This window comes from Hyphomicrobium sp. D-2 (genome assembly GCF_029872155.1).
Lineage (GTDB): Bacteria > Pseudomonadota > Alphaproteobacteria > Rhizobiales > Hyphomicrobiaceae > Hyphomicrobium_A.
Map to the genome: position 1 here is coordinate 14,085 of NZ_JARXLA010000003.1, position 24,254 is coordinate 38,338.

The following is a 24,254-nucleotide window of genomic DNA, read 5'->3' on the forward strand; positions in this document are numbered from 1 at the left end:
CATGGCCGATATTCTCGTTATCAGCGAGCAGCGTCGCGGTGTACTGAACGCCACGGTTGCCGAAGCGATTGCCGTCGCGAAGGAGCTGGCGGCCGCAAAAGGCGGCAAGGTGATTGTTGCAGCACTTGGCGGCGATCCCGATCGTCTTGTTCCGGTGCTATCGCTGGCGGGCGTTGATGAAATCATCAGTGTTGCGCTGCCTTCGCCCGAGTTCCAGAGCGACGAGTATGAAGCAGCGGTCGCCGCATTGATTGCCGATCGAACGCCGAAAGCTGTGCTTCTGCCACACAGCATCGACAGTCTCGGCTATGCGCCGGCGCTGGCGGCCAAAGGCGGCTTTGGGTTTGCAACGGACGTATTCGGTGCTCGCTACGACGGCGACGATCTGGTGGCCGTACGCCAAGCCTATCAGGAAAAGGTACACGTCGAGCTTGAGTTTCCAGGCAAGGAAACGGTGGTGCTCACGTTGCGATCCGGTGCGTTCAAGGCACCGGAGGAGACCGCTTCGCCAAGCTTGACGAGCTTTGTTGCACCAAAGGCAGACGCGCTCACCAAGCACGTTACCTTCCACGAGCCAGTTGCAAGCGACGGCGAAGATCTGACCGCGGCTGAATATATCCTTTCCATCGGACGGGGCGTTGCCGACGAAGACAACGTCGCCGAGTTTGAAGACCTTGCAGGCGCGCTGGGTTTCACCCTCGGCTGTTCACGCCCGATCGCCGACAACGGCTGGTTGCCGAAGTATCGTCAGGTCGGTCAATCCGGCAAGACGGTGAGTGCCTGCAAAGTCTACGTGGCGATGGGTATCTCCGGCTCGGTGCAGCATCTGGCTGGCATGAAGCATGTTCCACACATCATCGCCATCAACAAGGATCCGGAAGCGTCGATCTTTAGCGAAGCGCACTTCGGAATCGTGGGCGACATGTTCGAAATTTCCAAAGAGCTGAAGGCTCAACTGGGTTGATGCCGTTGGCTGCGTGCATGGGTGTGCACGCAGCTTCGGCCCAAGAACTGCGCGGTTCTGCAGGACGCATATCGCGTCGCAGTGAACCTAATTCGCATTCAAGGAAACATGAGGAACTAATGTCTGAGATCTGGTTCAGGACGGGTGAAGCTACTGTATTTGCTTCCGAGGGGCAGGTGACTGACGCAATGCCTGAGGTTGTCATTGGCTCGGTAAAAGGGCCGGTCGGCACCGCCTTCGCGACCCTCATGGGCCAGTCTGCTGGTCACACGCGTATGTTCATCCTGCGCGACTGTAATCAGCAGGTTCGCCCCTCTGCAATCATGACGTCGAAAGTGACGATCACGAGCGCTGAATACGTCGACTTGCTGGGTGGTGTTGTGCAGGCGGCGCTCGGCGATGCCATCGTTGACGCGGTTGCAAACGGCATCATTCCAAAGGAGCAGGCTAACGATCTCGCGATCATCACAACGGTCTGGCTTGATCCACGGACCGCGACCGATGCCAATCTGGATAAGAAGGAACTCTACAAAAACAACTACGAAGCAATGACCACGGCTCTGTCGCGGGCAATGAAGCAAGAGCCCACGATGGATGAATTGATCGCCAATCGCAAAACGGTGCGCCACTTCGCTTTGGCCGACGTTCAGATCGACTGACGATACCTCCCGGATGGCAGGCACCAGTCGGACACTGTCCGATTGGTGCTCTTCCGTGTCGTGTGGGCGACTGATCAAGATTGAACCGGATAACGACGCGGACGAATACGCTGGGGCGCGAATGACGATGAGGGTCTGGAAGAACGTGACGGGGGCAGGGGTGGCTGGCTTTATGGCCGTGTCGCCAGTGCTGGCTGAACAGCCTGCTACATTTGCGTATTCTGCGGTGATGACGGGCGCGACGGATTACATGTTTCGGCGTGTCATTCACGCAGGGTGAGCCCATGATCAATGCCTACGTCGAGTTTACGTACGGAATAGCCTATCTCGCGCTTTCAACCGAGAACATCAACAGCGGATCGCCGGATGATGTCGGCTACGGTGCTCTTGGACCATGGGAACAGGATGTCTATATCGGTCTACGACCTATAACCGGCGCGATCGAATGGGATATTGGGGCGCTATGGTACATCTACGGGGTGCGCGGCGGCGGTGTCGGGATCTGGGATCGCGACTTCTTTGAATTGAAGCTGGGCGCCTCCGTGACGCTGTCCAAAAATCTGGCAGTCGGCGCGACCGCCTTTTACGCGCCCGAACAGGGTCTGGCGCTGCCAGAGGGCCTGACGCTCCAGGGCGATATTGGATACAAACTTGGCAATGTCGGCGTGTTCACTCCGACATTGAGTGCGACGGTTGGCCGGTGGGGGCTCGCCGAAAACGCATATTACGCCGGTGGCTACTTTGTAGACGTTGATGGCGACCGGCATAAGTCGATTGTGTATTGGAACACGGGTTTGCGGCTCGACGTGGAGCGCCTTTTCTTTGATTTCCGATATTGGGACACAAACATCAGCAGCAGCGACACCGACGCACGTTTCGTATTTTCGGCAGGCATTGATCTTAGTCCATAGGCCGATCGGCCAGTACTGCGTCTGAGGGCGTACTGGCAACGCGCTTAACATTGGATCGGATGGTGAATTTCACCACGCAACCTTGACGCCGAGTTTGCCGTCGTAGGCGTTGCCGTCGGCGTTTTCGCTGATGCCGACAAGATATGATGCGTTGGCGTAGATGGCTGTGCCGTCGCCCACATCCGCCGTGAAGCCGGTGTTGATCTCGAATGTCGTGCCGCCCATGTCGGCCGCGAATGGAATGAAGCCGGTTTCCGACGAGAACTTTGTCTTTGGGTCGCCGAGGAATTCATACCAGAAGTTAGGCCGCACCCACGCGGTGAAGGTGGAGGGTGCTCCGGTCAGCCAGGTCGGCGTGCCGAAGTCCTGCGCGAAGCGCACACCAACGCGTCCCACCAGCGAGTTGACGTTATCGAAGCGCACCTGCGCTGCGACATCTGAGCTGTTGTGCAGATTGATGGTCTGATATGCAAGCTGCGCCTGTGGTTCGATGCTGAAACCGCCGGGTCCGGCGTAAACCGGATAGCCACCTTCAAGCGACGCACCGAATGCGCCGCCATCTGTTTTCATTTTCGGGATGCGGTTGGACTTGGCATCAATATCGTACCACGAACCTAACAGCAGCGCGTCAACGTAGGCGTTTTCGGGCGTGTAATGCGTCCAGTATAACACCCCAGCTATACGCCATAAAGCTGTTTTCACCCGCCTTGCCGTCACCGATGTGCTGCACATCGCCGGAGCCGTGACCAATGGCGAAGAACGCACCGGCATGATTGCGTGAGGAGCCGACATCGCCATCACGATAGAGGTCCATGCCCCCCTGGAATGCCCAGAAGTCGTAATCGTATTTTGGTCCGGTGCCGTAGATACCAATCGGCGAGCCATCGCGATCGCCATGCTGACCGACAACGCGAGCCCAGGCGGCGTTGGGTGCGCCTTCAGCGTATGAACTGACCGCCGTACCGCGCCGTTCGTGCAACGTGTCGAGCATCAGCCGGCCGTAAAGAAGCGTCATCGCCGGCACCGCGGCGTAGAGCGAGGTTTCAGGACGGTAGTCAGGGATGTCATCGCCGCAGTGCGGCTGCTCAGGCGCGAAGTCGCAACTAATCTCGGAGCGCAAATACCAGGCGTTAGGGTTAGAGCCATCGACGCTGCCCCGATAAAGCGAGTACTCATAGGGGCCTGCGATGACCGGTCCAGCCAACGTAAACAAACCCGGTGCTGTGATGGCCCCGTTGATGGCATCGACGACGAGAATGCCGTTGAGCTGCGTGAGGTCGCCTTCCCCGCCCACATTGATAACGGAAAGATATGCGCTTCCCGATCCTGTGCCACCACTGATGATCAGCCTATCGGAAGGCGATCCATCGTCACCGAGATCGGTTTCAACTTCCACCGTGCCGCCCTTGCCGATAAAGTTGCCGGCAATCGTCAGTGCGCCAAATGGCGCGTTGCCAGGTGCGACTACGCCGCCAGCTTCCAGTGTGGTCGAGCCAACCGTTCCGATGCCCTGCAGGCGGGCGCCATTCCAGACAGCCATTGTTCCGCCAAGTAGACCATCGACCTGCAGTGTTCCTTCCTGAACAGCGGCGGCGCCAGTATAGCCGGGGTTATTCTCGCTGATTGTCAGCTTGCCCTGACCGATTTTGTTTAGGGGGCCTGAGCCTGTGAAGAAGCTGTTCACGACGCCGATATCAAAACCGTTTGAATCGATGAATGCGCCGCCAGCGTCGACCTGGAGCGTATCGAGATTTGAAATGAAGTCCGCGCGGTCAGTCAGCGCGCGCAGAGTACCACCGTCGAAGTAAGCAGCTGAACTGCCCGATCCGCCTGCAACCTGATTGGCTTGCAGTACGCCTCCATTCAAGCGCAGGGTTCCATCACCTGTCGCCTGCGTGCCTAGCCCGACACGGCGTGCCGAGGCAAAGCCGCCGTTCATGACGAACGCACCGGTAGAGCGTGCACCAATCTGCATGTCAGCTGGAGTAATGAAGCTGGCATTGTCGTTGAGAGTTACGACGCCGTTTGAGCCTGCAAACGCGCCGATCCAAAGTCCGGTGCCGCTGGGACCGGCCGTTGTAACGCTGGCGGAGTCATTCAATGTCAGCGAGCTGTCGCCTTCGTAGCCGACCCATAAAGAACCCTGCGGTATATGGAGAACCGAGGCATCGTTGAATGTTACATAGCCGCTTGAACCACCACCGGCGGCGAACACCGCGCCGAATTTAGAGTCGATGATGGCTGTTCCATTTATTGACGCAACACCATCGCCGGCGCCCTGCAATGTGTTGCGCCAGTATTCACCACCCACAAACCACCAGTCGGTTACGGCATGTGCGTCGGCATACATCTCCAGCAAGCCTTGGCCGCCCACACCTGTCACAAAGTTATTGTCAGCTTGGTTTTCGAAGTACCCACCGTTCATTACGAAGTGTCCGAAGGAGCCGGGGTTTACGCCGAAACGGGCGTTCCACCCGGCATAGAGACTGCCGCCGTTCATGGTGACCAACGCGGTGCCATCAAAGCCCATCGAAAACTGGGCGTCGAAATGAACTGTTCCGCCATTGATCGTCAGGGTGCCGTTGCCGGCCGCCGTGGCGCCGAGCATTAGAGAGCTGTAGATGGAGCCGGTTGTAAGCGTTCCGCCAGCTTCGACGATCACCTCACCGGCATTAGCCAAACCTATATCCATATACGATACGCGCGCTGTCTCTCCGGCGCCGATGGTTGCCCTGCCCATGTCCACGAGGATGTTGGTGTAATCGACGGGAACCGTGCCGCTTAGCCAGTTGCTGCCCACAAACCATTGTCCTGCGCCGGGGTTGTTCCATTCTCCGCCGTAGGCATATGGCGAGGGAATTGAGCCTGCAGATTCTCCTCCGGTGCCTCCCTCGACGTCGGTTGGTGCCGGCCATGGGTCGTCTGCACGGGCTGGTGGTGGCCGCCAGGAAAGAATGACTGTTGCCATCGACGATGCGAGCAAGAGAGACAGTGTAAATGTCGCCGTGCTCCGGAGGCGCCGGGTAAATGCATTATTCATGCGCCAAGCTCCAATGATTGTGTAAATTGCTATGATGAAAATGATGCGTAGTCGTTTGTGTACGGAATAAATGCTGACGGAATGAAACTAGATGCAAAGCACTGGTTGTGAACAAAGCACCAGATGATGCGCTGCTGAGTAGGTTGGCCGATCACCAGGCAACCTTGACGCCGAGTTTGCCGTCATAGGCGTTGCCGTCGGCGTGTTCGCCGATGCCGACAAGATATGACGCGTTGGCGTAGATGGCAGCGCCGTCGCCGATGTCGGTGCTGAAGCCGGTGTTGATTTCGAATGTCGTGCCGCCCATGTCGGCCGCGAACGGGATGAAGCCGGTGGCGGATGAGAACTTCGTCTTTGGATCGCCGAGGAACTCGTACCAGAAGTTAGGTCGTACCCACGCGGTGAAGGTGGATGGCGATCCCGTCAGCCACGTGGGTGTGCCGAAGTCCTGAGCGAAGCGAACGCCGACACGGCCAACCAGAGAATTGACGTTGTCGAAGTGCACCTGGGCGGCGACATCCGATCCGTTGTTTAGATTGATGGTCTGGTAGGCCAGCTGCGCCTGCGGTTCGATGCTGAAGCCGCCAGGCCCCGTGTAAACCGGATAGCCGCCTTCGAGTGAAGCGCCGAAGGCACCGCCATCAGTCTTCATCTTCGGGATGCGGTTGGACTTAGCGTCAATATCGTACCACGAGCCTAACAGCAGCGCGTCAACATAAGCGTTGTCGGGTGTGTAGTGCGTCCAGTATGCGCCCCATGAGTACGCCATGAAGCTGTTCTCACCCGCCTTGCCGTCACCGATATGCTGCACATCGCCTGAGCCGTGGCCGATGGCGAAGAATGCACCGGCGTGATTGCGCGATGTGCTGACATCACCGTCGCGATAGAGATCCATGCCGCCCTGGAAAGCCCAGAAGTCATAATCGTACTTCGGGCCAGCGCCATAGATGCCTCCTTTGCCACCGTCGCGATCACCATGCTGGCCGATGACACGCGCCCATGCAGCATTTGGTGCGCCTTCCGCGTATGGGCTGACAGCCGTGCCGCGCCGCTCATGCAGCGTGTCCAGCATTAGGCGACCGTACAGCAGCGTCATCGCTGGCACAGCTGCATAGAGCGACGTTTCCTGCCGCCAGTCGGGAATACCATCGCCGCAGACGGGTGCAGTTGGATCGAGTGCGCAGTTCAGCTCCGATCGCAGATACCAGGCGTTGGGATTGGAAGCATCTTCGCTGCCGCGATAGAGCGAGTATTCATATGGACCGGCGACCACCGGACCGGCGAGCGCGAACAAGCCCGGCACCGTTGTGCCGCCGTTGATCGCGTCGACGACCAGAATTCCGTTGAGTTGGGTAAGGTCGCCAAGTCCGCCGACGTTGTTGACCGCGAGTTGGGACGTACCGGTGCCCGTTCCTCCATCGATCACAAGCCTATCGGAAGGCGATCCATCGCCGCCAAGCTGCGTGTTGATGCCCAGTGTGCCGCCCTGTCCGGTGTAATTACCTCTTACGACGACTTCGCTGCCTACCAGATTTCCATTGGCGGCGATAATCTGCCCTCCGTGCACGACATTGCCGTCGAAAGTGAGGGTTTGCACATGACTACCCTGCAGGCTGGTGCGGCCTGAGAGTGTTATATCGTCGGCGCGAATGCTGTTGCCGCTGTTGGCTTCGTTGACGACGCTTTCGAATTCCGCTCCTGCAGTCAGATTGAATGAACTGCCCGGCGCATTCACGCCATACACCGCGCCATCGCGAAGTTCGAACGTGCCGGCATGCACCGTGGTGTCAGCCAGGATTTCAGAGGTTCGGTTCTGCAAGCTTGCGTGGTCTTCACCGGAAAAAAGTACACGCCCCGAGCCGCCCGATTGATTGATTTCAACCGCGACCGCGCTGTTCGCGAGGTTGCTCGCAATCGGATCAAAGAACTCTATGCTGCTGCCGGATGCAGCATCCAGGCTCAGCGTTGTCCCGCCCGTTGCCAAATATATGGCGTTAGCGGCCGCTGTCGAAGCGCCATTGTGCGTGTTGCCGGAAAATACAGTGCTACCCGACTGAACCGAAAGCGTGACGTCTGAGCCGCCCCATATCGCGCCGCCGTTGCCGCCGGAACTATTGCCCTGGGCTATCATCGGACCTTGGATAGAGAGCGGTCCGCCAGCGCGGATGGCACCTCCGTCCAACGTCGCCATGTTGTTGGCTAGCGATATGCTTGATCCTGTCAGGATTAACGGCGCCAAGGAGTAAATGGCGCCGCCGCTTGCAAACGCATTGTAAACGCCGCCTGTCTCGTTATAGCCGGCTGTGTTCCCCTCAATCACCAAAGTGGTAGCCGCGCCGCCAATAGTGCTGGTTGCGCTTGCAGAGAGATACAGTCCGCCGCCGAAATTCGTAGACTTGTTTCCCGATATGGAAATTTGGCTGCCAGCAAGCGACAAAGCGCTGTCGCTGTAAATCGCGCCGCCAGACCCGAACGCGGTTGCGGCGCCGGATTGGTTGAAGCCAGCGAGATTGTTATCGAGAACAAGCACCGCGCCGGCGCCGCCGATATCGCTACTGGCCGCTTCGTCCAGATAGAATCCGCCACCGCCGTCAAACGAGCCGCTGCCGCCAGCAATGTTGCCGGTCAGCGTCAGGCTACCATCCACTGACACGGTGCCCACATATGCGCCGCCGCCTTTAACGCCAGCATAGTTGTCGCTGACTGTGGAGGTTGTCGTGCCGCCATTGTTGCCGATTGTAAGCCTTGATATTCCATAACCGGTGCGAAAGCCGCCGCCGTTCTCGTACAGCGCGCGGTTGTTTGTGAACACGGCAGTGCCGGCAATGGCAATCCCGTACTCAACGTTTACGCCGCCGCCGCCGAACCAAGCCTGATTGTTCGTGAATGTTACAATGGCTTCGGGGTTGAGCGCCTGGAAGCCTTCCCCAGACGCACTCACGCTTCCGCCCGACCTGACGCCGCCACCATAGCCGTAGCCACTTCCGCCGATGTTATCTTCGAAAGTGACGATCCGGCTATCGATGATAATTCGACTGCCGTTGTTGGACCAAAGCCCGCCACCGCTTGTGTCGGTTCTGTTGCCACTTACAATCAGGGTGCCATTTGTGTTTGTGAATGAGATGTTGCCGTTGATGGTATGCAGGCCGCCGCCAAAATCTTGGCCGTAGTTGTCCCTGAGTTCAAAGTGGTCGACTGATGACGTAAAATTGCCGGATATGAAAATCGCACCGCCGCGGCCGGTACTGAAATTGTCTCTGAAAATAAGGCGCGTGCCGTCGATCGACAAACTGCTCCCACCCATTGCACCGCCTTCACTGCCATTGCCGTTGCCGTTTGCTATGACAATATTGTCAGCGGTGAACTGACTGGCTGTGAATTTTCCGTAGACGCCGGCACCGTTGTTGAGCGTGATCACACTGTCCGGCGGCACACCGCTCATCACCAGCCCGCTGCCAATGTTTTTGTTGCCGGTCAGAAACGCATCGCCATCGAACTCCCAGACCGTGTTGCTGCCGGTGGAAACAGGGGCGAGATTCTGCCCGTCAGGAATGTTGATGATCGTTTGCGATAAAGCGGGAGCCGAAGCGCTTAGGAAGCCGAGCGCAAAAACACTGATTGATGCAATAGCAGAGGTAATACTGAGCTGCATGGGGAACATATCTCCATGGCCCGCACTGAAATAAGCGCGGAGGCTGAATTGCTAGCGGGCAATTTTGAATTGGCAGACGCGACGCACGGGCGGCCATCAAACTGCGCATCTTTCTGATGCTGGAGATGTGAAAATATCCGCTGACTGAGCAAAGCAGTGATTCGCGATGCCGACGATCATCGCTAGCGACGATAGGAGAAATGCCATGGGTGTTGTCGCAAATTAAGCACAGTCCACTGAAGTATGTCTTTGGCGCATTATTTGATGTCTGACCGGGGCGTTGCTGTGCATCTTTATGGTTCTGGCGCCCCCTTAAAGCTGTGCGAGTTTGGCACACGGCGGATGGAAAATTTGTCCGATCCAGCACACGGCATTTTTACTGCGGGGAGGTAACTGTCGGCGCCAGAGCAGTGATGGGAAGCGCGCCATGGATCGTAGACATTTTCTTAACCTGGCGGGGCCGGCACTCGCCACCGTTGCCTATTCTCCGGCCATGGCCGCCTCTACAGACGCGCCTTCATCACTCCAGAAGCTTTCCGCAGAGCTGGATCAGAGCCTGTTTGCGGGCGACGGGCTGGCCTTTCCTATTCCCGATCAACCGACGATCTCGCCGCTGGCCAAAGGTCTGGATCGTGCGCTCGTGTTGGGCGGCGGTGGAACGTATTATCTGGCTTGGTACTGCGGCTTCTTTCATGGCCTGTTCGATGAGGGCATCGACGCGCCCGAGCTTGCGGACATGATTGTCGGCACATCGGCGGGATCCTATGCTGGGTCGTCGCTCGCCAGCGGGCATTTTTTTCGCCTGCGGACAGAGTTCGAATTTTTCGGTCACTTTCCTGGGCTGTTTGCTCGTTTGGCGCCGGTAAGCGATCCGAACCTCAGCCAGCAGCGCGCGCAAAAGATCAATGCGGCGGCCAAAGACGGCTCTATCGCTACGCGTCAGGCCATCGGCCATGCAGCGCTGGCATCCGACAATAAGGTCAATGGTGAGGGCGTTGAGCGGCTGGCGGCATTTCTCACCGGCGACAGCAAAAGTGCCTGGACCTCTGGCAAGATGCATACAACTGCTGTCGATTGCTACACCGGCGAGCGTGTGGTTGTGTCGAAGGCATCCGCAGACAAGAACGGCATTCCGTTGGCGCATGGCGCGGCGGCCAGCTGCTCGCTTCCTGGCATCATCGGCCCGACGCTGCTGGGGCAGCGCTACTGCATGGACGGCGGAATGTGTTCAAACGCAGCGCACGTTGACCTCGTCGCTGGTGTGAAGCGCGCGCTGATCATTACGCTCAATGATGGTCTGCAGCCGCCGTTTCTGACCGGAATACCGCATCCGATTGCACAGAACATTCAGCAGATCGAAGCGGTGGGAACAAAGACGATGTGGATCAAGGCTGATCCGCCCAACGTCAATCTGATGGATCCGAAGGAAGTTTCGGCCGGGTTGCAGGCTGGATACGATCGCGCGAAGAAGGAAGCACCCGCCATCAAGGAGTTTTGGGTGTAATCGCAGTTCGTCATCAGATGCGCGGTAGTGTGGCAGTCCTTGATGCCGCACAGAAGACTGTGCCGCAGTTATTTAGCAGGCTTGCGTTTAGCCCGCGGCTTGGACGTTGATGGGGCATGGCAGCAAGCGGATTGCTGCGCGCCGTGCGCGGTGTGCCGGTCAAGTTTTCCTTTTGCCGGCGCGCCGTGTCTCATCGCTTTTGTATCCGCAGGCGACTGAAGATTGGCGAGGATCGGGCAATCGGGACGGTCATCGCCAGAACAGCCGTCGATCAGCACCTGCAGCGTGCCGGCCATTTCTTCAAGCTCGTCGATCCGCTGGCGCAGTTCAGAGATGTGCGCTTTGGCAATCTTCTTGACGTCGGCGCTACGACGCGAGGTGTCTCGCCACAGGCCAAGCAGCTCATTGATTTCCGTCACAGCAAAGCCGAGGTCGCGCGCACGACGAATGAAGCGCAGCATGTGCACGTCCGAAGGCGTATAGTCCCGATAGCCTGATTCCGTTCGGGTTGCCTTGGGGATCAGCCCGGTTTCCTCATAGTAACGGATCATCTTGGCGGAAACGCCGGACGCTTTTGCAGCTTCGCCGATGTTCAAGATGCACCGCCTTTGCCCGAAGGCAGCATGCCATCGTTGAACTTGAACGCGCGCAGACGCAGGGCGTTGCCGAGTACGAACACGCTGGACAGCGCCATGGCGCCAGCGGCCAACACTGGCGACATCAAGATCCCCCAACCGGGATAAAGCACGCCAGCGGCAACCGGGATTAGAGCGGTATTGTACGCGAAGGCCCAGAACAGGTTCTGCCGGATGTTGCGCAGCGTGGCGCGCGAAATTGCAATCGCCGTAGGGACGCCGGTGAGGTTGCCGGACATCAGCACGACGTCGGCAGCTTCGATCGCGATATCGGTACCGTTGCCGACAGCCAGTCCGACATCGGCCGCAGCCAGTGCGGGCGCGTCGTTGATGCCATCGCCAACGAAGGCGAGGCTTCCGTAAGAGGTCCTGAGCTTGCGCACCGCTTCGACTTTGCCATCCGGGAGAACTTCGGCGACGACTTCGTCAATGCCAAGCTGGCGAGCGATGGCTTCGGCTGTCGCGCGGTTGTCGCCGGTGATCATCGCGACATTCAAACCCTGCTTGTGAAGATCGGCGATGGCGGCTGGTGATGTTTTCTTGATCGGATCAGCGACGGCGATGATGGCCGCAAGCTTGCCGCCGATGGCCGCATAAAGCGGCGATTTTCCTTCGCTGCCGAGCTTGCTGGCAATGGCGGTATGGGCGGTTACGTCTACACCGATATCGCGCATGTAACGGTCGGCGCCAATGTCGACGCTTGCGCCGTCCACTTCAGCATGAACACCAACGCCGGTAATGGCCTCAAATGAGCGCGCAGCGGGAAGTGCAATACCTTCGCTTTCAGCGGCAGTTACGATGGCGCGAGCGATCGGGTGCTCCGACTTGGCTTCGACGGCGGCGACAGTACCCAGCACATGCGGACGGTCGAAGTCCGGCATGATGAAGAGATCCGTCAAGGCCGGTCGGCCTTCGGTGAGCGTTCCGGTCTTGTCGAAGGCGACGACCTTGGCATCCTTCAGGAGCTGCAGCGCTTCGCCCTTGCGGAACAGCACGCCGAGTTCGGCGGCGCGGCCGGTTCCGACCATGATTGAGGTGGGTGTGGCCAGGCCCATCGCGCATGGGCAGGCGACAATCAGCACAGCCACAGCATTGACGAGTGCGAACGTCAGCGCTGGCGCGGGCCCGAAGAAGAACCAGACAACGAACGTGAGCGCGGCGGCAAGCATGACGGCGGGCACGAACCACATCGTCACTTTATCGACGAGTGCCTGGATTGGCAGCTTGGAGCCTTGCGCCTGTTCCACCATGCGGATGATCTGCGCCAGCATGGTCGCGCCGCCAACGGCGGTTGCCTTGAAGGCAAGCGCACCCTGCTGATTGACGGTGCCGCCGACAAGCGTTGCGCCCGATGCTTTTGCAACCGGAATAGGCTCGCCGGAGATCATGGATTCATCGACGTAGCTCTCACCGTCGGTGACCTCACCGTCGACAGGGATGCGTTCGCCTGGCCGGACCTCGATGATGTCGCCGGTGACGACGTCGTCGATGGGAATCTCGACGAGCGAATTGCCACGCTGCACGCGTGCGGTCTTCGCCTGCAGTTTGACCAGTCGCTTGATGGCTTCGGAGGTGCGGCCCTTGGCGCGGGCTTCCAGATAACGGCCGAGCAGGATCAGCGTAACAATGACTGCTGCCGCCTCATAGTAGACGTTGACGGTGCCAGCCGGCAGCAGGCGCGGCGCGAACGTTGCCACCACGGAGTAAGAGTATGCCGCCAGCGTACCGACCGCGACCAGTGAGTTCATGTCAGGCGCGCGGCGGATAAGAGCTGGAACGCCCTTCTCGTAAAAACGTCGGCCGGGGATCGCCAGCACCAGCGTCGTCAGCACGAACTGCAAATACCAGCTGGCCTGCATGCCGATGGTGTCGGCAATAAGATGATGCACGCCCGGGATCATGTGCGATCCCATCTCAAGCACGAACACTGGCAGCGTCAGGAGAGCGGCGATAATAAGATCGCGTTTCAGCTCGACGCGCTCGGCTTCTTTCCGCTCAGCAGCCTCGTCGTCCTCGCGGCCGCTATTTGCACTGAGCTGACGTGCAGTATATCCGGCCGATGCTACTGCATCGATCAGCGTCGCGATATCAGCGGTGCCGCGCACGCTGGCGCGCTCGGTTGCAAGGTTGACCGTAGCATCGGTAACGCCGGGCACGGCCTTGAGAGCCTTCTCGACACGCCCCACGCAGGAGGCGCAGGTCATGCCTTCGATGGCAAGCTCGACGCTATTCGCTGGCACGTCATAGCCGGCGGCCTGCACAGCCTGCACGAGTTCATTGCGATTGACCGCACCGCTGGTGCGCAGGTCGGCTCGTTCCGTCGCGAGATTGACGCTGACAGAGCTGACGCCCTCGACCTTGCTCAAGGCCTTCTCGATGCGTGCGACGCAGGAGGCGCAAGTCATGCCCTCAATTGGCAGGCTGATGCTGCCCTCTTTGACCATCGGTCGCGTTTGACTGGCGTTCACGCGGTACCTCCACGGAATTCATGCTCTCATTATGGGGACTCCTAAAGGTTCCAACGATGGGAAGGTCAAGAAATTATTTCTCAAAATCGGCCTTGACCTTCCAACGGTGGGAAGCCCCACAAGATTTTCGATCAACTAAAATGATTGGAGCATTTGAAATGCAGATCCAGATCGACAACATGACCTGCGGCTCCTGCGCCAGACACGTCACCCAGGCCATCAAGGCTGTCGATGCCGAGGCCAAGGTGCTGATCGACGTATCCGCGCGGCGCGCAACGGTTGAAACCTCCGCGACAGAACAGGCTGTCACCAGTGCCCTCGCGGCTGACGGCTATGAAGCACGCGTTATCTGAACGAAAGAGATATCCATGAAGAAACTCTCTCTGGCCTTTGTTGCCGCTGCCTTCATCGCCGCAGGGGGCCTTGCTTATGCTCAAGCGGGCGATGGACACTCCGCGACGGAGCATGACCATGCAGGCCATGGCCACCATGCGGCGCATGGCACAGGCGCAGCGTCCGACAATGTCGTGATCCGAGCCTATCAGGCTGCCAACGACCGGATGCATACCGACATGGCGATTGAGTTCACCGGCGACGCGGATACCGACTTCATGCGCGGCATGATTCCCCATCACCAGGGGGCGATCGACATGGCCCGCGTGGTGTTGGAGCATGGCAAGGATCCGGAAGTCCGCAAACTGGCTGAGGCAGTAATTTCGGCGCAGGAAGCCGAGATTGCACTGATGAAGAAGTGGCTGGCGGATAACGCTGAGGCTACCGGCGCTCAGAAGCGCTAATCTCAATGCAGGCAAGCGATCAACCACGGCAGACAAAGCATGCCGTGGTTGACGCGTCGCAGTGATGCGGTTGCAGGCAGTTATCAGGCGCAACCGCTCAGTTCAGCCGCGGTTGTCCTTTTTCGCCTGCGCTACCTTAGTGGCCTTTGACACAGAGCCAATCTGGCTTCCGGGAATGATGTTGCGGCGACGCCTGTTCGGGATTGGCTGCATCCCGTCGCTTCTTGTCCGATCAGAAGACGCAGGATTGACAAAACTGGCCTGCCGACGGGCGGCCAGCGCGCGGCGTGCCGCATCGACATTGGACGCGCGCGCTTCAAGTGCACGTTGGCGCGCAAGCTCGCGGTTAACACGTTTTAGCGCGGCGGACAGCGCCTGTTTGCGTTTCAGCGGATGCTCGGTGTTGCCGGGAAACGATCCACCGCGTGCCTCGGCTTTGCCACGCAACTCCCGCTGACGCTGGCGCACCAGGGTCCGCACCTTACCCTTCTCGGATCGTATCTGCTTCTGCAGGTCACGCAGAGCCTTGGCATCGATGTCGTAAATCTCCGGATGATGAGACTTGTCGACCATTTCAAGCTGGTCATCGGTCAAAATACTGCGTTCGGTTGCACGCGAATGGGACATCCAAAGCTCTCCTGTTTTCCTCATCTGGATCTTATCGGAGCGTCGGCTATCTTGCGGAAGCTTTGCCGGAGCTTGCTTTTCGAAGTCTGACTGAATGAGTGAAAAATGCCGCTATTGTTGGGCAGCGGTTTGCAGATAGTCCGCAATAGAACGCAACCGTCGGACGCATGCTGACTTGCCGGTATCGGCCACCATCCAAACCGCAATCGCGCTGGGGGAATGTGATGATGTCAGCTGCTCCCTGACCATGGGGCAAGTGCACGTAAAGTGCATAGATAATCAGGAATTGATATTTGACCCCAGACCGCAGCGCCTCATATTTGACGGCGGTGGTGAGGAACGCTGAGCGTCGCTTGCTGGCCGATCAGCCCTACCCCTTGGCGCTTGCGAGAAGTCTGACGATGGAACGATGTCTACATTTCGGCGCGCGCGAGAATAATCGTCACGGTCAGGAAGTTCGTCTGTCATCAGACGTGTGATTGACCGGCCGCCATAACCAAAAACTGAAGATTGGAAGTTGATGCATGCCATCGCTGCCGTGCGCAGCGAGCGGCGGAGCTTTGTCTGCGGTCGAAGCTTCTGAATGTTGAAAGGGGGATGTGTGGGACTTGTGTCGACGAATGTCGCTGAATGGGGCGGAGCGAAAAGCGCGGCGCGCGCCAGACAGATCCTGACCTTGCGCGGGGTCACGCTTTCATTTGGTGGCGTCACCGCGATATCGGACATCGATCTGGACGTCGCCGAAGGCGAAATTCGCGCAATCATTGGCCCGAATGGCGCTGGCAAAAGTTCGCTCATCAATGTGATCAGCGGCGTCTACCGGCCGGACCGCGGCACGATTGCAATCGGCGATACGGTTTTTGCTGACGTTCCTGGCAGCCGCGTTGCGCGACTTGGTATCGCGCGGACCTATCAGAACCTCGCCCTGTTCAAAGGACTGACCGTTCTGGAGAACGTTGAGACGGGCCGCGCGGCAACTGTTTCATCGACCTTCATTGAGCAGGTGATCGGCATTGGCCGTGCACGCCGTGAAGAGGCTGACACGCGGGCGCGCTCTGAAGCGGTGATCGACGCGCTGCACCTGACTTCAGTGCGCGATCGGCTTGTCGGTACGCTGCCCTATGGCGTGCAGAAGCGCGTTGAGCTGGCCCGGGCGCTGGTTTCAGAGCCGCGGCTCTTGCTGCTGGACGAACCCATGGCGGGAATGACTGCCGGTGAGAAGCAGGAAATGGCGGGCTTCGTATTGGCAGCCCGCGACCGCTTCAACGCGAGCATCGTGCTTATCGAACATGACATCGGCGTGGTGATGGGGCTGTCGGATCGCATCGCGGTGCTGGATTACGGCCGCAAGATTGCAGACGGAACTCCGGATGCGGTGCGCGCGGATCAACGGGTTATCGACGCCTATCTCGGTGTCGCCCATGACGACGACATTATCGAGGAAAGCAACGCCTGATGGAAAGTTTCGACTTCCCCTTTTTCATAGAAGTGCTGGTAGGCGGATTGCTGTCCGGCATCATGTACTCACTGGTCGCGATTGGCTTCGTGCTGATCTACAAAACTTCCGGCGTTTTAAACTTTGCGCAGGGTGCACTGCTTCTGTTTGCTGCGCTGACGTTTGTGAGCCTGCTGGAACGCGGCGTTCCGTTCTGGATTACGTTCGCGGTGACGCTGGCGATCATGGCGGTTATCGGCATCCTGATAGAACGCACGGTTCTGCGGCCACTGGTCAACAAGCCGCCGATCACGCTTTTCGTCGCCACGCTTGGCCTTGCCTACGTTCTTGAGGGCGGCGCTCAGTTGCTGTGGGGCACGCAGGTGCACGGGCTCGACCTTGGCATCGACGATGTGCCGTATGTCGTCGGCGGTGTCTTTATCAGCACGTTCGATCTGTTCGCAGCAGCAGTAGCAGCCAGCATCGTTCTGCTGCTGACAATCGTGTTTCGATATACGCGGATCGGTCTGGCGTTCCGGGCGGTCGCGGATGATCAATTCGCAGCCCTCGCTATTGGCCTGAAACTGCCGGTGATCTGGGCGGCGGTGTGGATCGCTGCCGGTTTCGTGGCTCTTGTTGCCGGGCTGCTGTGGGGCGCGCGTCTGGGTGTTCAGTTCTCGCTCTCGCTGGTCGTGCTGAAGGCGCTGCCCGTGCTCGTGCTGGGCGGCTTTGACTCAATTCTCGGCGCGATTGTTGGCGGTCTGCTTATCGGCGCCAGCGAGAAGCTCGCGGAAGTCTACCTGGGGCCGTTCTTCGGCGGCGGCATCGAGTCGTGGTTCGCCTACGTCTTCGCGCTCGCCATCCTTCTCATTCGCCCGTCCGGTCTGTTTGGCCAGCGCCTTGTGGAAAGGACCTGACAATGACAACAGCTTCCATTCCACTGCCGCGTCCCGCTTCCGCTATTGGCCGCGTGCCGACCTGGCCGCTGCCGCTTGCAGTGATCGTGTTCGCCTATGCCGGTATTCCGCTGTTCGCGTCGGACTATCTTTATGATGCAATTCTGGCGCCGTTCCTGGCGCTCAGTCTTGCGGCGGTTGGCCTGAACATCCTCACCGGTTATGCGGGACAGGTGTCGCTTGGTTCGGCCGCCTTCATGGCCGTGGGCGCCTATGCAGCTTACAACTTCAACCTGCGTGTTGAAGGGCTGCCGTTGCTGGCGAGCATTGTGTTCGCGGGACTTATCGCTTCGGCCGTCGGTGTTGTGTTCGGTCTGCCGAGCCTGCGTCTCAAGGGTTTCTACCTGGCGGTCTCGACACTGGCGGCGCAATTTTTCGTGCAGTGGACGCTGACCAAGTTTAGCTGGTTTTCGAACTATAACCCGTCCGGCGTTATCGATGCCCCCGCGCTCAACGTGTTCGGATACGTGTTTGAGGGCCCGCACGGACGCTACCTGTTCTCACTTAGCGTCGTTGTCGCGCTGACGGTGTTCGCGGCGCGGCTTGTGAAGACGCAGACCGGACGGAACTTCATTGCCGTGCGCGACAATGAGACGGCGGCGAGGATCAGCGGCGTTCCGGTTCTGCACACAAAGCTGTTGGCGTTCGCAATCTCGTCTTTCATCATCGGCGTTGCTGGCGTGCTGTGGGCGTTCGCTTACCTGCGCACCGTTGAGCCGCACGGCTTCAACCTCGATCGCTCGTTCCAGATCCTGTTCATCATCATCATCGGTGGTCTTGCAACCATTCGGGGCGCGTTTTTTGGCGCCGCACTGATTGTGGTGCTGCCGCTGGTGCTGTCGCGGGCGGGCACGTTCCTGTTCGGCAGCTACTTCGACTCCGGCGTGCTCGACATGAGCCAGCGGATCTTAGTAGGCGCGCTCATCATCGTTTTCCTCATTGCGGAGCCGGATGGCCTGGCAGCGCTCGGCAACCGCATAGCGCGGCGTCTTCGACTGAAGTCGCCGACAAACTGAACTCGACGTTTTTTAATCAACGAAGGAGTACGACCATGAAACACTACGGGGCCAAGGCCTTGTTGAAGGGCGCGGTGCTTTCAGCCGTCGCCGCCGGATCATTCGCCACAGCAGCAATCGCTGATGAGCAGTTCTTCCCGCTGCAAAGCTATCGCGTTGGTCCATATGCGGCTGGCGGAACGGGCTTCTTTGGCGGAACGATCGATTACTTCAACCTCATCAACACACGCGACGGTGGCGTCAACGGCGTCAAGCTCACCTGGGAAGAGGGTGAGACGCAGTATGAGGTTGAGCGTGGTGTCGAGGTTTATGAGCGCCTGAAGGGCCGGCCGAACATTGCCGCCTGGAACCCGCTGTCGGTGGGCATTGCGTACGCGATGATCGACCGTATCACGCAGGACCGCGTGCCGCTTATCACTGTCAATCATGGTCGTACCGATTCCACCGATGGCCGCGTGTTCCCGTATGTGTTCCCGCTGCTGCTCAATCCGTACAGCGAGACGTCGGGCATCATCAATTACATTGCATCGAAGGAAGGCGGCGAGGAGAAGCTGAAGGGCAAGAAGATCGTCGTGCTGTATCACGGCTCGCCCTACGGCAAGGAGACGATCCCGATCTATGAGCTTCTGAAGGAGAAGTTCGGCTACGAAGTGCAGCAGATCGAGGTGCCGCATCCGGGCAACGAGCAGCAAGCGCAGTGGCTGGCCATTCGTCGCTACAAGCCGGACTATGTTGTGCTGCGCGGCTGGGGCGTGATGAACCCGGTGGCAATCAAGACGGCGCAGAAGACGGGCTTCCCGGTTGATCGCATCATCGGCAATGTCTGGTCGAATTCGGAAGAGGATGTGATCCCGGCAGGTGATGCTGCGATCGGCTATACCGCGATCACGACGCAGGCTTCGGGTGCGGATTATCCGGTGCTGCAGGAAATCGTCAAAACCGTTTACGACGGCGGTAAAGGCAACCTGGAAGACAAGAAGCGCATCGGCAGCGTCTACCATAACCTCGGCATCGTGAACGGCATCCTGAACGTCGAAGCTGTCCGCATTGCACAGAAGCGTTTCGGCAATCGCACCCTGACTGGCGACGAAGTGCGGTGGGGTTTCGAGCATCTGCAGCTTGATCCCAAGCGTGTCGAGGAACTGGGCGCCAAGGGCCTGTTCCACTCCATCAATGTCACGTGGGACAACCACGAGGGCGATGGCCTGGTCACATTCCAGCAGTGGGACGGCAAGAAGTGGAACGTTGTTTCTGACTGGATTGCGCCGGACTGGAAGCTGCTGCGTCCGATCATCGAGAAGTCAGCGGAAGCATACGCCAAGGAGAAGGGCATCAAGATCCGCACCAGTGAGGATGCGGACAAGGTGACCGAACTTCAGGGTGCTGCTTCGAGCGCCAAGAACTGAACCGTTGCATTGCGCGCCACCATTCCAGTTCGGAGTGGTGGCGTTCTCATCATTGGAGGATCCGATGTCTGAGCGCTCCGATCTGTTGGTCGTGAATAATCTGGCGGCCGTGTACAACCATGCCGTCTCCGCCTTGCATGGTGTCAGTCTGCGGGTTGCGCGCGGCGAGGTGCGAGCCATTCTCGGCGCTAATGGCGCAGGCAAATCCACGACACTGAAGGCAATATCGAATGTGCTGTCCGCAGTGCGCGGGCAGATCACCGCTGGCTCGATCACGTTTGATGGTCTCGACGTGGCGAAGGCGAAACCCAGCGATCTTATTCGCGCAGGGCTGGTGCCTGTGCTGGAAGGACGCCACGTTTTCAAATCGCTGACCGTTGAGGAGAACCTCAATACCGGTGGCCTGGGACGCGGTTCCTCGCGGGCTGAGATCGCATCCGATCTTGAGCGCGTTTACACGCTTTTTCCGTCGCTGACGCGAAAGCGTAAAATTGCTGCGGGCCTGACATCGGGCGGCGAGCAGCAGATGGTTGCGGTCGGACGCGCGCTGATGGCGCGGCCGCGTCTCCTTGTGCTGGATGAGCCGTCGATGGGATTGGCGCTGATTGTGGTGCAAAGCATCTTCGATACGCTGCGCCGGCTCAATCGCGAGGACGGGCTTACGATACTGCTCGCGGAGCAGAATGCGGCCATTGCGTTGCGCTATGCGTCAAGCGCGACTGTGCTGGAAAACGGCGCTACGGTGCTTGAGGGGACCGCCGATGAGCTTCGTAACCGCGCCGACGCGCGCGAGTTCTATCTCGGCTCCAGCATCAAGCGATCGGAAACAGCACATGCGCGCACGGCGGTCAGCGCGGGCGTCGTTGCCGCCGAGTAAATCGCGATGACTTGGCCCGCGTGAATATTCAAATGAGAACTACTTATTTGTGTTCAAGCTGGCCGGTTAATAGCATCGAATTGTGAGAGTGGTACGCGCCGCAGCTGTTGCGATCCCACGCTGCACCATCATCGGCCGTTGCTCTCACACCTTATCCCGTTATCACCCGCAACCGTTCACAGGCTGCGCGCTTTTCGCGTGCGTCACTGGCTGCGCGCGCAAAGAGGAATGACCACGCATGTCGCAACAGACCGCATACCATGGGATCTATTTGACCGGCAGTCTGCCATTCAAAAACGCCGATGAGGTGTTCGACTATATCGGCAGCGAGCTTGGTCCGTGGGTTGCGCGCGTACCTGACGGCGAAACAGGTGAGCGCCGTAACTGGGTGCTGACACAGACGGCACATTTCTTTGATAACCCGTTTCTGGAAGTGCTGCCGGAATCGCCTGAAATTGGCCGTAGACTTGCACGGATCAAGCCGGGTGTGCGCGCTGAGGATATAGCGTTCCCACCGTTCCAGTATCCGGATTTTGCAACCGAGTCGTATCCGCTGTTCAAGAAGGCCAAGGAAGAGGGTCGTTCTGCACCGGATGCGAAGTTCCAGATTTCGCTGCCGACGCCGTTCAACGCCGTATCATATTTCGTCGTGCTTGAGGATCAGGCGCGCGTGCTGGCCGCTTACAACGTGCAGGCCAAGGCGGCGACAGAAGAAATTCTGCGGCGCTTCCCGCATGAGGAACTTGCGATCCAGTGGGATCTGCCGACCGAGCTGGTGACGGTGCAGGGCTGGTTCCCGAATCCGCTGGCGAACCTTGATTCCGTTTTCTCGACCATCGCTGAAGTAACGAGCTGGGTGCCGGCCGACGTCGATGTTGGCTATCATCTCTGCTACGGCGATTCCAAGTTCGGTGCCTCGCCGTTCATGGGCAATCCGGACCAGTGCCCAATTCACAGCCATAAGGATCATGGCCGCAACATCCTGCCCCAGGATATCAGCACGGTGGTTGAATTCAGCAACCGACTGGCGGAGCGTATTGGCCGGCCGATCAACTTCATTCATGCCGCAACCATGCGCGATTGGGATCAGCCGCAGCATTGGGAAGCGCTGTCGAAGTTGAAACTCGCACCGGAAACGGAATTCTATCTTGGGCTTGTTCATGCCAGTGACGGACTGGACTCGGCGCAACGCCGTTGGAATTATGTCGCCAATCATCTGAAGTCGTTTGGTGTCTCGACCGAATGTGGTCTTGGTCGGCACTCGCAGGAAGAGCTTGCCGCCGTAACGGCAATCTTCAAAGGATTGGGAGCTGGCACTGAAAGCCGGCAGGCTGCGGAGTAACGGGAACGGAATGGCCTATATCAGTCAATTGAACTATGACGACGCGCCTCCTGAGAATCAGGAGGCGTTTCGCCATGAACAAGCCGTGCGTGGCAAGCCGTCGAATATGAAGGCGACGCTGTTGCACTCCGTACCCGCTCATGCGGCCTACATGCAGTGGTATCCGCTGTGGGACGAGGTGAAGAAGCTGCTGGGGTTGCGCGGTGCTGTGCTTTACGCGCACGCGATCTCGACCACCAACAACTGCCTGCTGTGCTCCACCTATTTCCGCAAGGCGTTGACCGATCTCGGCACGTCGCCGGATAAGTTTGAAGTGAGCGAGGAGGAAGCGCCAATTGTTGCGTTGGGTTATGCCGCTGCACGCCACGCGCAGCCGATCGATCCGAAGCTGTGGGCGCAGTTGAAGGAGCGTTTCAGCGAGCGCGATCTCGTCAATCTGGTGGCCTTTGCGGGACTGATGGTGGCGACAAATCTGTTCAACAATCTGGTGCAGGTTGAGGTTGATGATGTGCTGACGCCATATGTTCCAAAAGCGCAGTTAGCCGAGACAGCCGATGTCGAATAGAAAGCGTGCAAGCCGTAAGGTGAAAACCACATCAGCAACACCGGAGGCGCTGCAACAGTTGCAGCGCTTTTCGCTTCTTGATGCGCTGTTCGGTCGGCGCTCGCGACGCTTCGGGACGGGAATGGAAATTCCCGATGGCCCGTTCAAGTATCGGTCGGAACGCGCGGCGGAGCCGATTGGCGAATTCGAGCGTACGCTTCTGATCGCCATTGGAGCTGGCGTTTCGGGATGGAATTTCGGCTTCCCGCACGCAGCCCATGGTCCGGCGGAAGCCGGGTGCGACTATCCGGTGCGGTCGGTGGGACGCACTTATCCCAGCGGCGCGGCGGTGTATGGTTCCGAACTGCTGGTTACGGACGACAGCGGAATCTACATCACCAAGTTTCGCGATCTCGACGCTGGCGCTGTTCAGTCGGTCCGTTCACCGGAGGAATTGGTCGAGCAACTCGGCAAGCATATCGTGCGGCTTGGCGATAAGCGCGTGCAGTTGCCCGCTGAATTTCCGCATATCGGCACGCACAATCAGTGGGCGGCCAACAAGCCAGGCAGCACGCTGTTCGTGCCGGTTGCCGATCAGGTGGAAACGCTGCTCAATCTGCTATGGATCTATGCAGGCGAGGGCTCGCCAGTTCTGGATGAACGAGGTGCCAAGCTGGGGCGTCCTGCGGGTTTATTGAAAAAGGGTACGCTGCGTTCTGAGCGCGCGGTGCCACTTGCAACCATAGAGGCGGTCGCGCTGAAGCACAGCACGGCCGAGCTCAGCATCGCTGCCTATAATGTGCAGCTTGGTTTGCAGGCGATTGGTCTCGGCGGATGGCTGTATACGGGCATCAATGGTCCCAGCCTGCTCGGCGCCTACGCGGGGCAGGGCATTCCAGGATTCGGCTTCCGCTTCAGCGGCAAGGGTTCACCGGACAAGCTGATACCGCTTGGTCTTGATGGCGCGTTCGAGCCGCTCATTCCGCCCTACGTGTCATCCATGGCCGAGGCTGCGAAACTGTTTCTCGGTCGCAAGTTTGGCCCCGATGGTGTGTTCGGGCCCACGCGTCCAACGCCCTATGCTCATGAGGCTGAGGTGAAGCGCGCGCTGTCGTCACCCGATCCAGATAAGGTTGAATACTTCATCGATCTCGTGGCGGAGATCCATGATCGCTACGGCCGCTTTCCGACTGAGGTGGCGCCCGTGGGGGTCAGCATTTACACGCAGGCCCAGCACATCGATACGGCGTTTTACGATCGCTTCTACAAGCCTGGTGCGTATCTGGAAACGCATCGCACGCATGATGCGCTTTGGCACGGTGACGAATAGCCGGGTGGGCTTTTCGAGCTTGAATAGCCAGCAGTAATGCACACAACGTCAAGCACGCAACTCAAAGAAAAGGCCCGGAACACGATCTGTG

At 58.8% G+C, this 24,254-nt stretch carries 20 protein-coding genes; 14 read left to right on the plus strand and 6 right to left on the minus strand.

The genetic code is table 11. The annotated features are described in order from the left end of the window. The first annotated feature begins 1 nt into the window (after position 1). The 3 genes from QEZ49_RS06035 to QEZ49_RS06045 all read left to right on the plus strand — a co-directional run bounded on the left by QEZ49_RS06035 (position 2) and on the right by QEZ49_RS06045 (position 2,534). Positions 2 to 964: an electron transfer flavoprotein subunit alpha/FixB family protein gene (locus QEZ49_RS06035; protein WP_280385132.1), complete on the plus strand. Its 963-nt coding sequence runs from the start codon at positions 2 to 4 to the stop codon at positions 962 to 964. Between the two features lie 119 nt (positions 965 to 1,083). Further along, positions 1,084 to 1,623, plus strand: a complete 540-nt coding sequence (fae, locus tag QEZ49_RS06040) for a formaldehyde-activating enzyme (protein ID WP_280385134.1) — start codon at positions 1,084 to 1,086, stop codon at positions 1,621 to 1,623. Between the two features lie 284 nt (positions 1,624 to 1,907). Continuing rightward, a complete protein-coding gene (locus QEZ49_RS06045) occupies positions 1,908 to 2,534 on the plus strand; it encodes a hypothetical protein (RefSeq protein ID WP_280385137.1) in 627 nt (208 codons plus the stop codon). Between the two features lie 69 nt (positions 2,535 to 2,603). Here the strand turns inward: QEZ49_RS06045 and QEZ49_RS06050 are convergent, their stop codons facing one another. The 3 genes from QEZ49_RS06050 to QEZ49_RS06060 form a co-directional block, all read right to left on the minus strand. After that, positions 2,604 to 3,206, minus strand: coding sequence for an autotransporter outer membrane beta-barrel domain-containing protein (locus tag QEZ49_RS06050; protein ID WP_280385138.1), 603 nt, complete (start codon positions 3,204 to 3,206; stop codon positions 2,604 to 2,606). Next, positions 3,163 to 5,502, minus strand: a complete 2,340-nt coding sequence (locus QEZ49_RS06055) for a hypothetical protein (RefSeq protein ID WP_280385140.1) — start codon at positions 5,500 to 5,502, stop codon at positions 3,163 to 3,165. Before QEZ49_RS06055 ends, QEZ49_RS06050 begins: the two co-directional genes overlap by 44 nt. A gap of 223 nt (positions 5,503 to 5,725) precedes the next feature. Continuing rightward, positions 5,726 to 9,226: an autotransporter outer membrane beta-barrel domain-containing protein gene (locus QEZ49_RS06060; RefSeq protein WP_280385142.1), complete on the minus strand. Its 3,501-nt coding sequence runs from the start codon at positions 9,224 to 9,226 to the stop codon at positions 5,726 to 5,728. A 427-nt stretch (positions 9,227 to 9,653) separates the two neighbouring features. Between QEZ49_RS06060 and QEZ49_RS06065 the strand changes: the two genes are divergently transcribed. Then, entirely contained in the window at positions 9,654 to 10,730 is a 1,077-nt protein-coding gene (locus QEZ49_RS06065) for a patatin-like phospholipase family protein (RefSeq protein WP_280385144.1), read from the plus strand. A 68-nt stretch (positions 10,731 to 10,798) separates the two neighbouring features. On the opposite strand, the gene cueR is transcribed toward QEZ49_RS06065, so the two are convergent. Both cueR and QEZ49_RS06075 read right to left on the minus strand, forming a co-directional pair. Continuing rightward, positions 10,799 to 11,326, minus strand: a complete 528-nt coding sequence (cueR, locus tag QEZ49_RS06070; RefSeq protein ID WP_280385146.1) for a Cu(I)-responsive transcriptional regulator — start codon at positions 11,324 to 11,326, stop codon at positions 10,799 to 10,801. Continuing rightward, a complete protein-coding gene (locus QEZ49_RS06075; protein ID WP_280385986.1) occupies positions 11,323 to 13,809 on the minus strand; it encodes a heavy metal translocating P-type ATPase in 2,487 nt (828 codons plus the stop codon). The genes cueR and QEZ49_RS06075 overlap by 4 nt, the downstream gene beginning before the upstream one ends. Before the next feature lie 182 nt (positions 13,810 to 13,991). Between QEZ49_RS06075 and QEZ49_RS06080 the strand changes: the two genes are divergently transcribed. Both QEZ49_RS06080 and QEZ49_RS06085 read left to right on the plus strand, forming a co-directional pair. After that, positions 13,992 to 14,186 (plus strand): heavy metal-associated domain-containing protein, encoded by a 195-nt coding sequence (locus tag QEZ49_RS06080; RefSeq protein ID WP_280385148.1) that lies wholly within the window; start codon positions 13,992 to 13,994, stop codon positions 14,184 to 14,186. 15 nt (positions 14,187 to 14,201) lie between these two features. Next, a complete protein-coding gene (locus QEZ49_RS06085; protein WP_280385150.1) occupies positions 14,202 to 14,630 on the plus strand; it encodes a DUF305 domain-containing protein in 429 nt (142 codons plus the stop codon). A gap of 102 nt (positions 14,631 to 14,732) precedes the next feature. On the opposite strand, the gene QEZ49_RS06090 is transcribed toward QEZ49_RS06085, so the two are convergent. Beyond that, positions 14,733 to 15,257 (minus strand): hypothetical protein, encoded by a 525-nt coding sequence (locus QEZ49_RS06090; protein WP_280385152.1) that lies wholly within the window; start codon positions 15,255 to 15,257, stop codon positions 14,733 to 14,735. 667 nt (positions 15,258 to 15,924) lie between these two features. Between QEZ49_RS06090 and QEZ49_RS06095 the strand changes: the two genes are divergently transcribed. The 8 genes from QEZ49_RS06095 to QEZ49_RS06130 all read left to right on the plus strand — a co-directional run bounded on the left by QEZ49_RS06095 (position 15,925) and on the right by QEZ49_RS06130 (position 24,163). Continuing rightward, positions 15,925 to 16,713, plus strand: a complete 789-nt coding sequence (locus QEZ49_RS06095; protein ID WP_280385988.1) for an ABC transporter ATP-binding protein — start codon at positions 15,925 to 15,927, stop codon at positions 16,711 to 16,713. Then, positions 16,713 to 17,609 carry a branched-chain amino acid ABC transporter permease gene (locus QEZ49_RS06100; RefSeq protein WP_173952435.1) on the plus strand — a complete coding sequence of 299 codons (897 nt, stop codon included), beginning with the start codon at positions 16,713 to 16,715 and terminating at the stop codon, positions 17,607 to 17,609. Before QEZ49_RS06095 ends, QEZ49_RS06100 begins: the two co-directional genes overlap by 1 nt. Before the next feature lie 2 nt (positions 17,610 to 17,611). After that, positions 17,612 to 18,664 carry a branched-chain amino acid ABC transporter permease gene (locus tag QEZ49_RS06105; RefSeq protein ID WP_280385156.1) on the plus strand — a complete coding sequence of 351 codons (1,053 nt, stop codon included), beginning with the start codon at positions 17,612 to 17,614 and terminating at the stop codon, positions 18,662 to 18,664. A gap of 35 nt (positions 18,665 to 18,699) precedes the next feature. Then, positions 18,700 to 20,070 carry an ABC transporter substrate-binding protein gene (locus tag QEZ49_RS06110; RefSeq protein ID WP_280385158.1) on the plus strand — a complete coding sequence of 457 codons (1,371 nt, stop codon included), beginning with the start codon at positions 18,700 to 18,702 and terminating at the stop codon, positions 20,068 to 20,070. Between the two features lie 64 nt (positions 20,071 to 20,134). Further along, positions 20,135 to 20,947 carry an ABC transporter ATP-binding protein gene (locus tag QEZ49_RS06115; RefSeq protein WP_280385160.1) on the plus strand — a complete coding sequence of 271 codons (813 nt, stop codon included), beginning with the start codon at positions 20,135 to 20,137 and terminating at the stop codon, positions 20,945 to 20,947. Between the two features lie 238 nt (positions 20,948 to 21,185). Then, on the plus strand, positions 21,186 to 22,289 hold the full coding sequence (locus QEZ49_RS06120) for a hypothetical protein (RefSeq protein ID WP_280385162.1): 1,104 nt from the start codon (positions 21,186 to 21,188) through the stop codon (positions 22,287 to 22,289). 10 nt (positions 22,290 to 22,299) lie between these two features. Then, positions 22,300 to 22,854 (plus strand): hypothetical protein, encoded by a 555-nt coding sequence (locus tag QEZ49_RS06125; protein ID WP_280385163.1) that lies wholly within the window; start codon positions 22,300 to 22,302, stop codon positions 22,852 to 22,854. After that, positions 22,844 to 24,163, plus strand: a complete 1,320-nt coding sequence (locus tag QEZ49_RS06130; protein WP_280385165.1) for a hypothetical protein — start codon at positions 22,844 to 22,846, stop codon at positions 24,161 to 24,163. The genes QEZ49_RS06125 and QEZ49_RS06130 overlap by 11 nt, the downstream gene beginning before the upstream one ends. Positions 24,164 to 24,254: the final 91 nt, after the last annotated feature.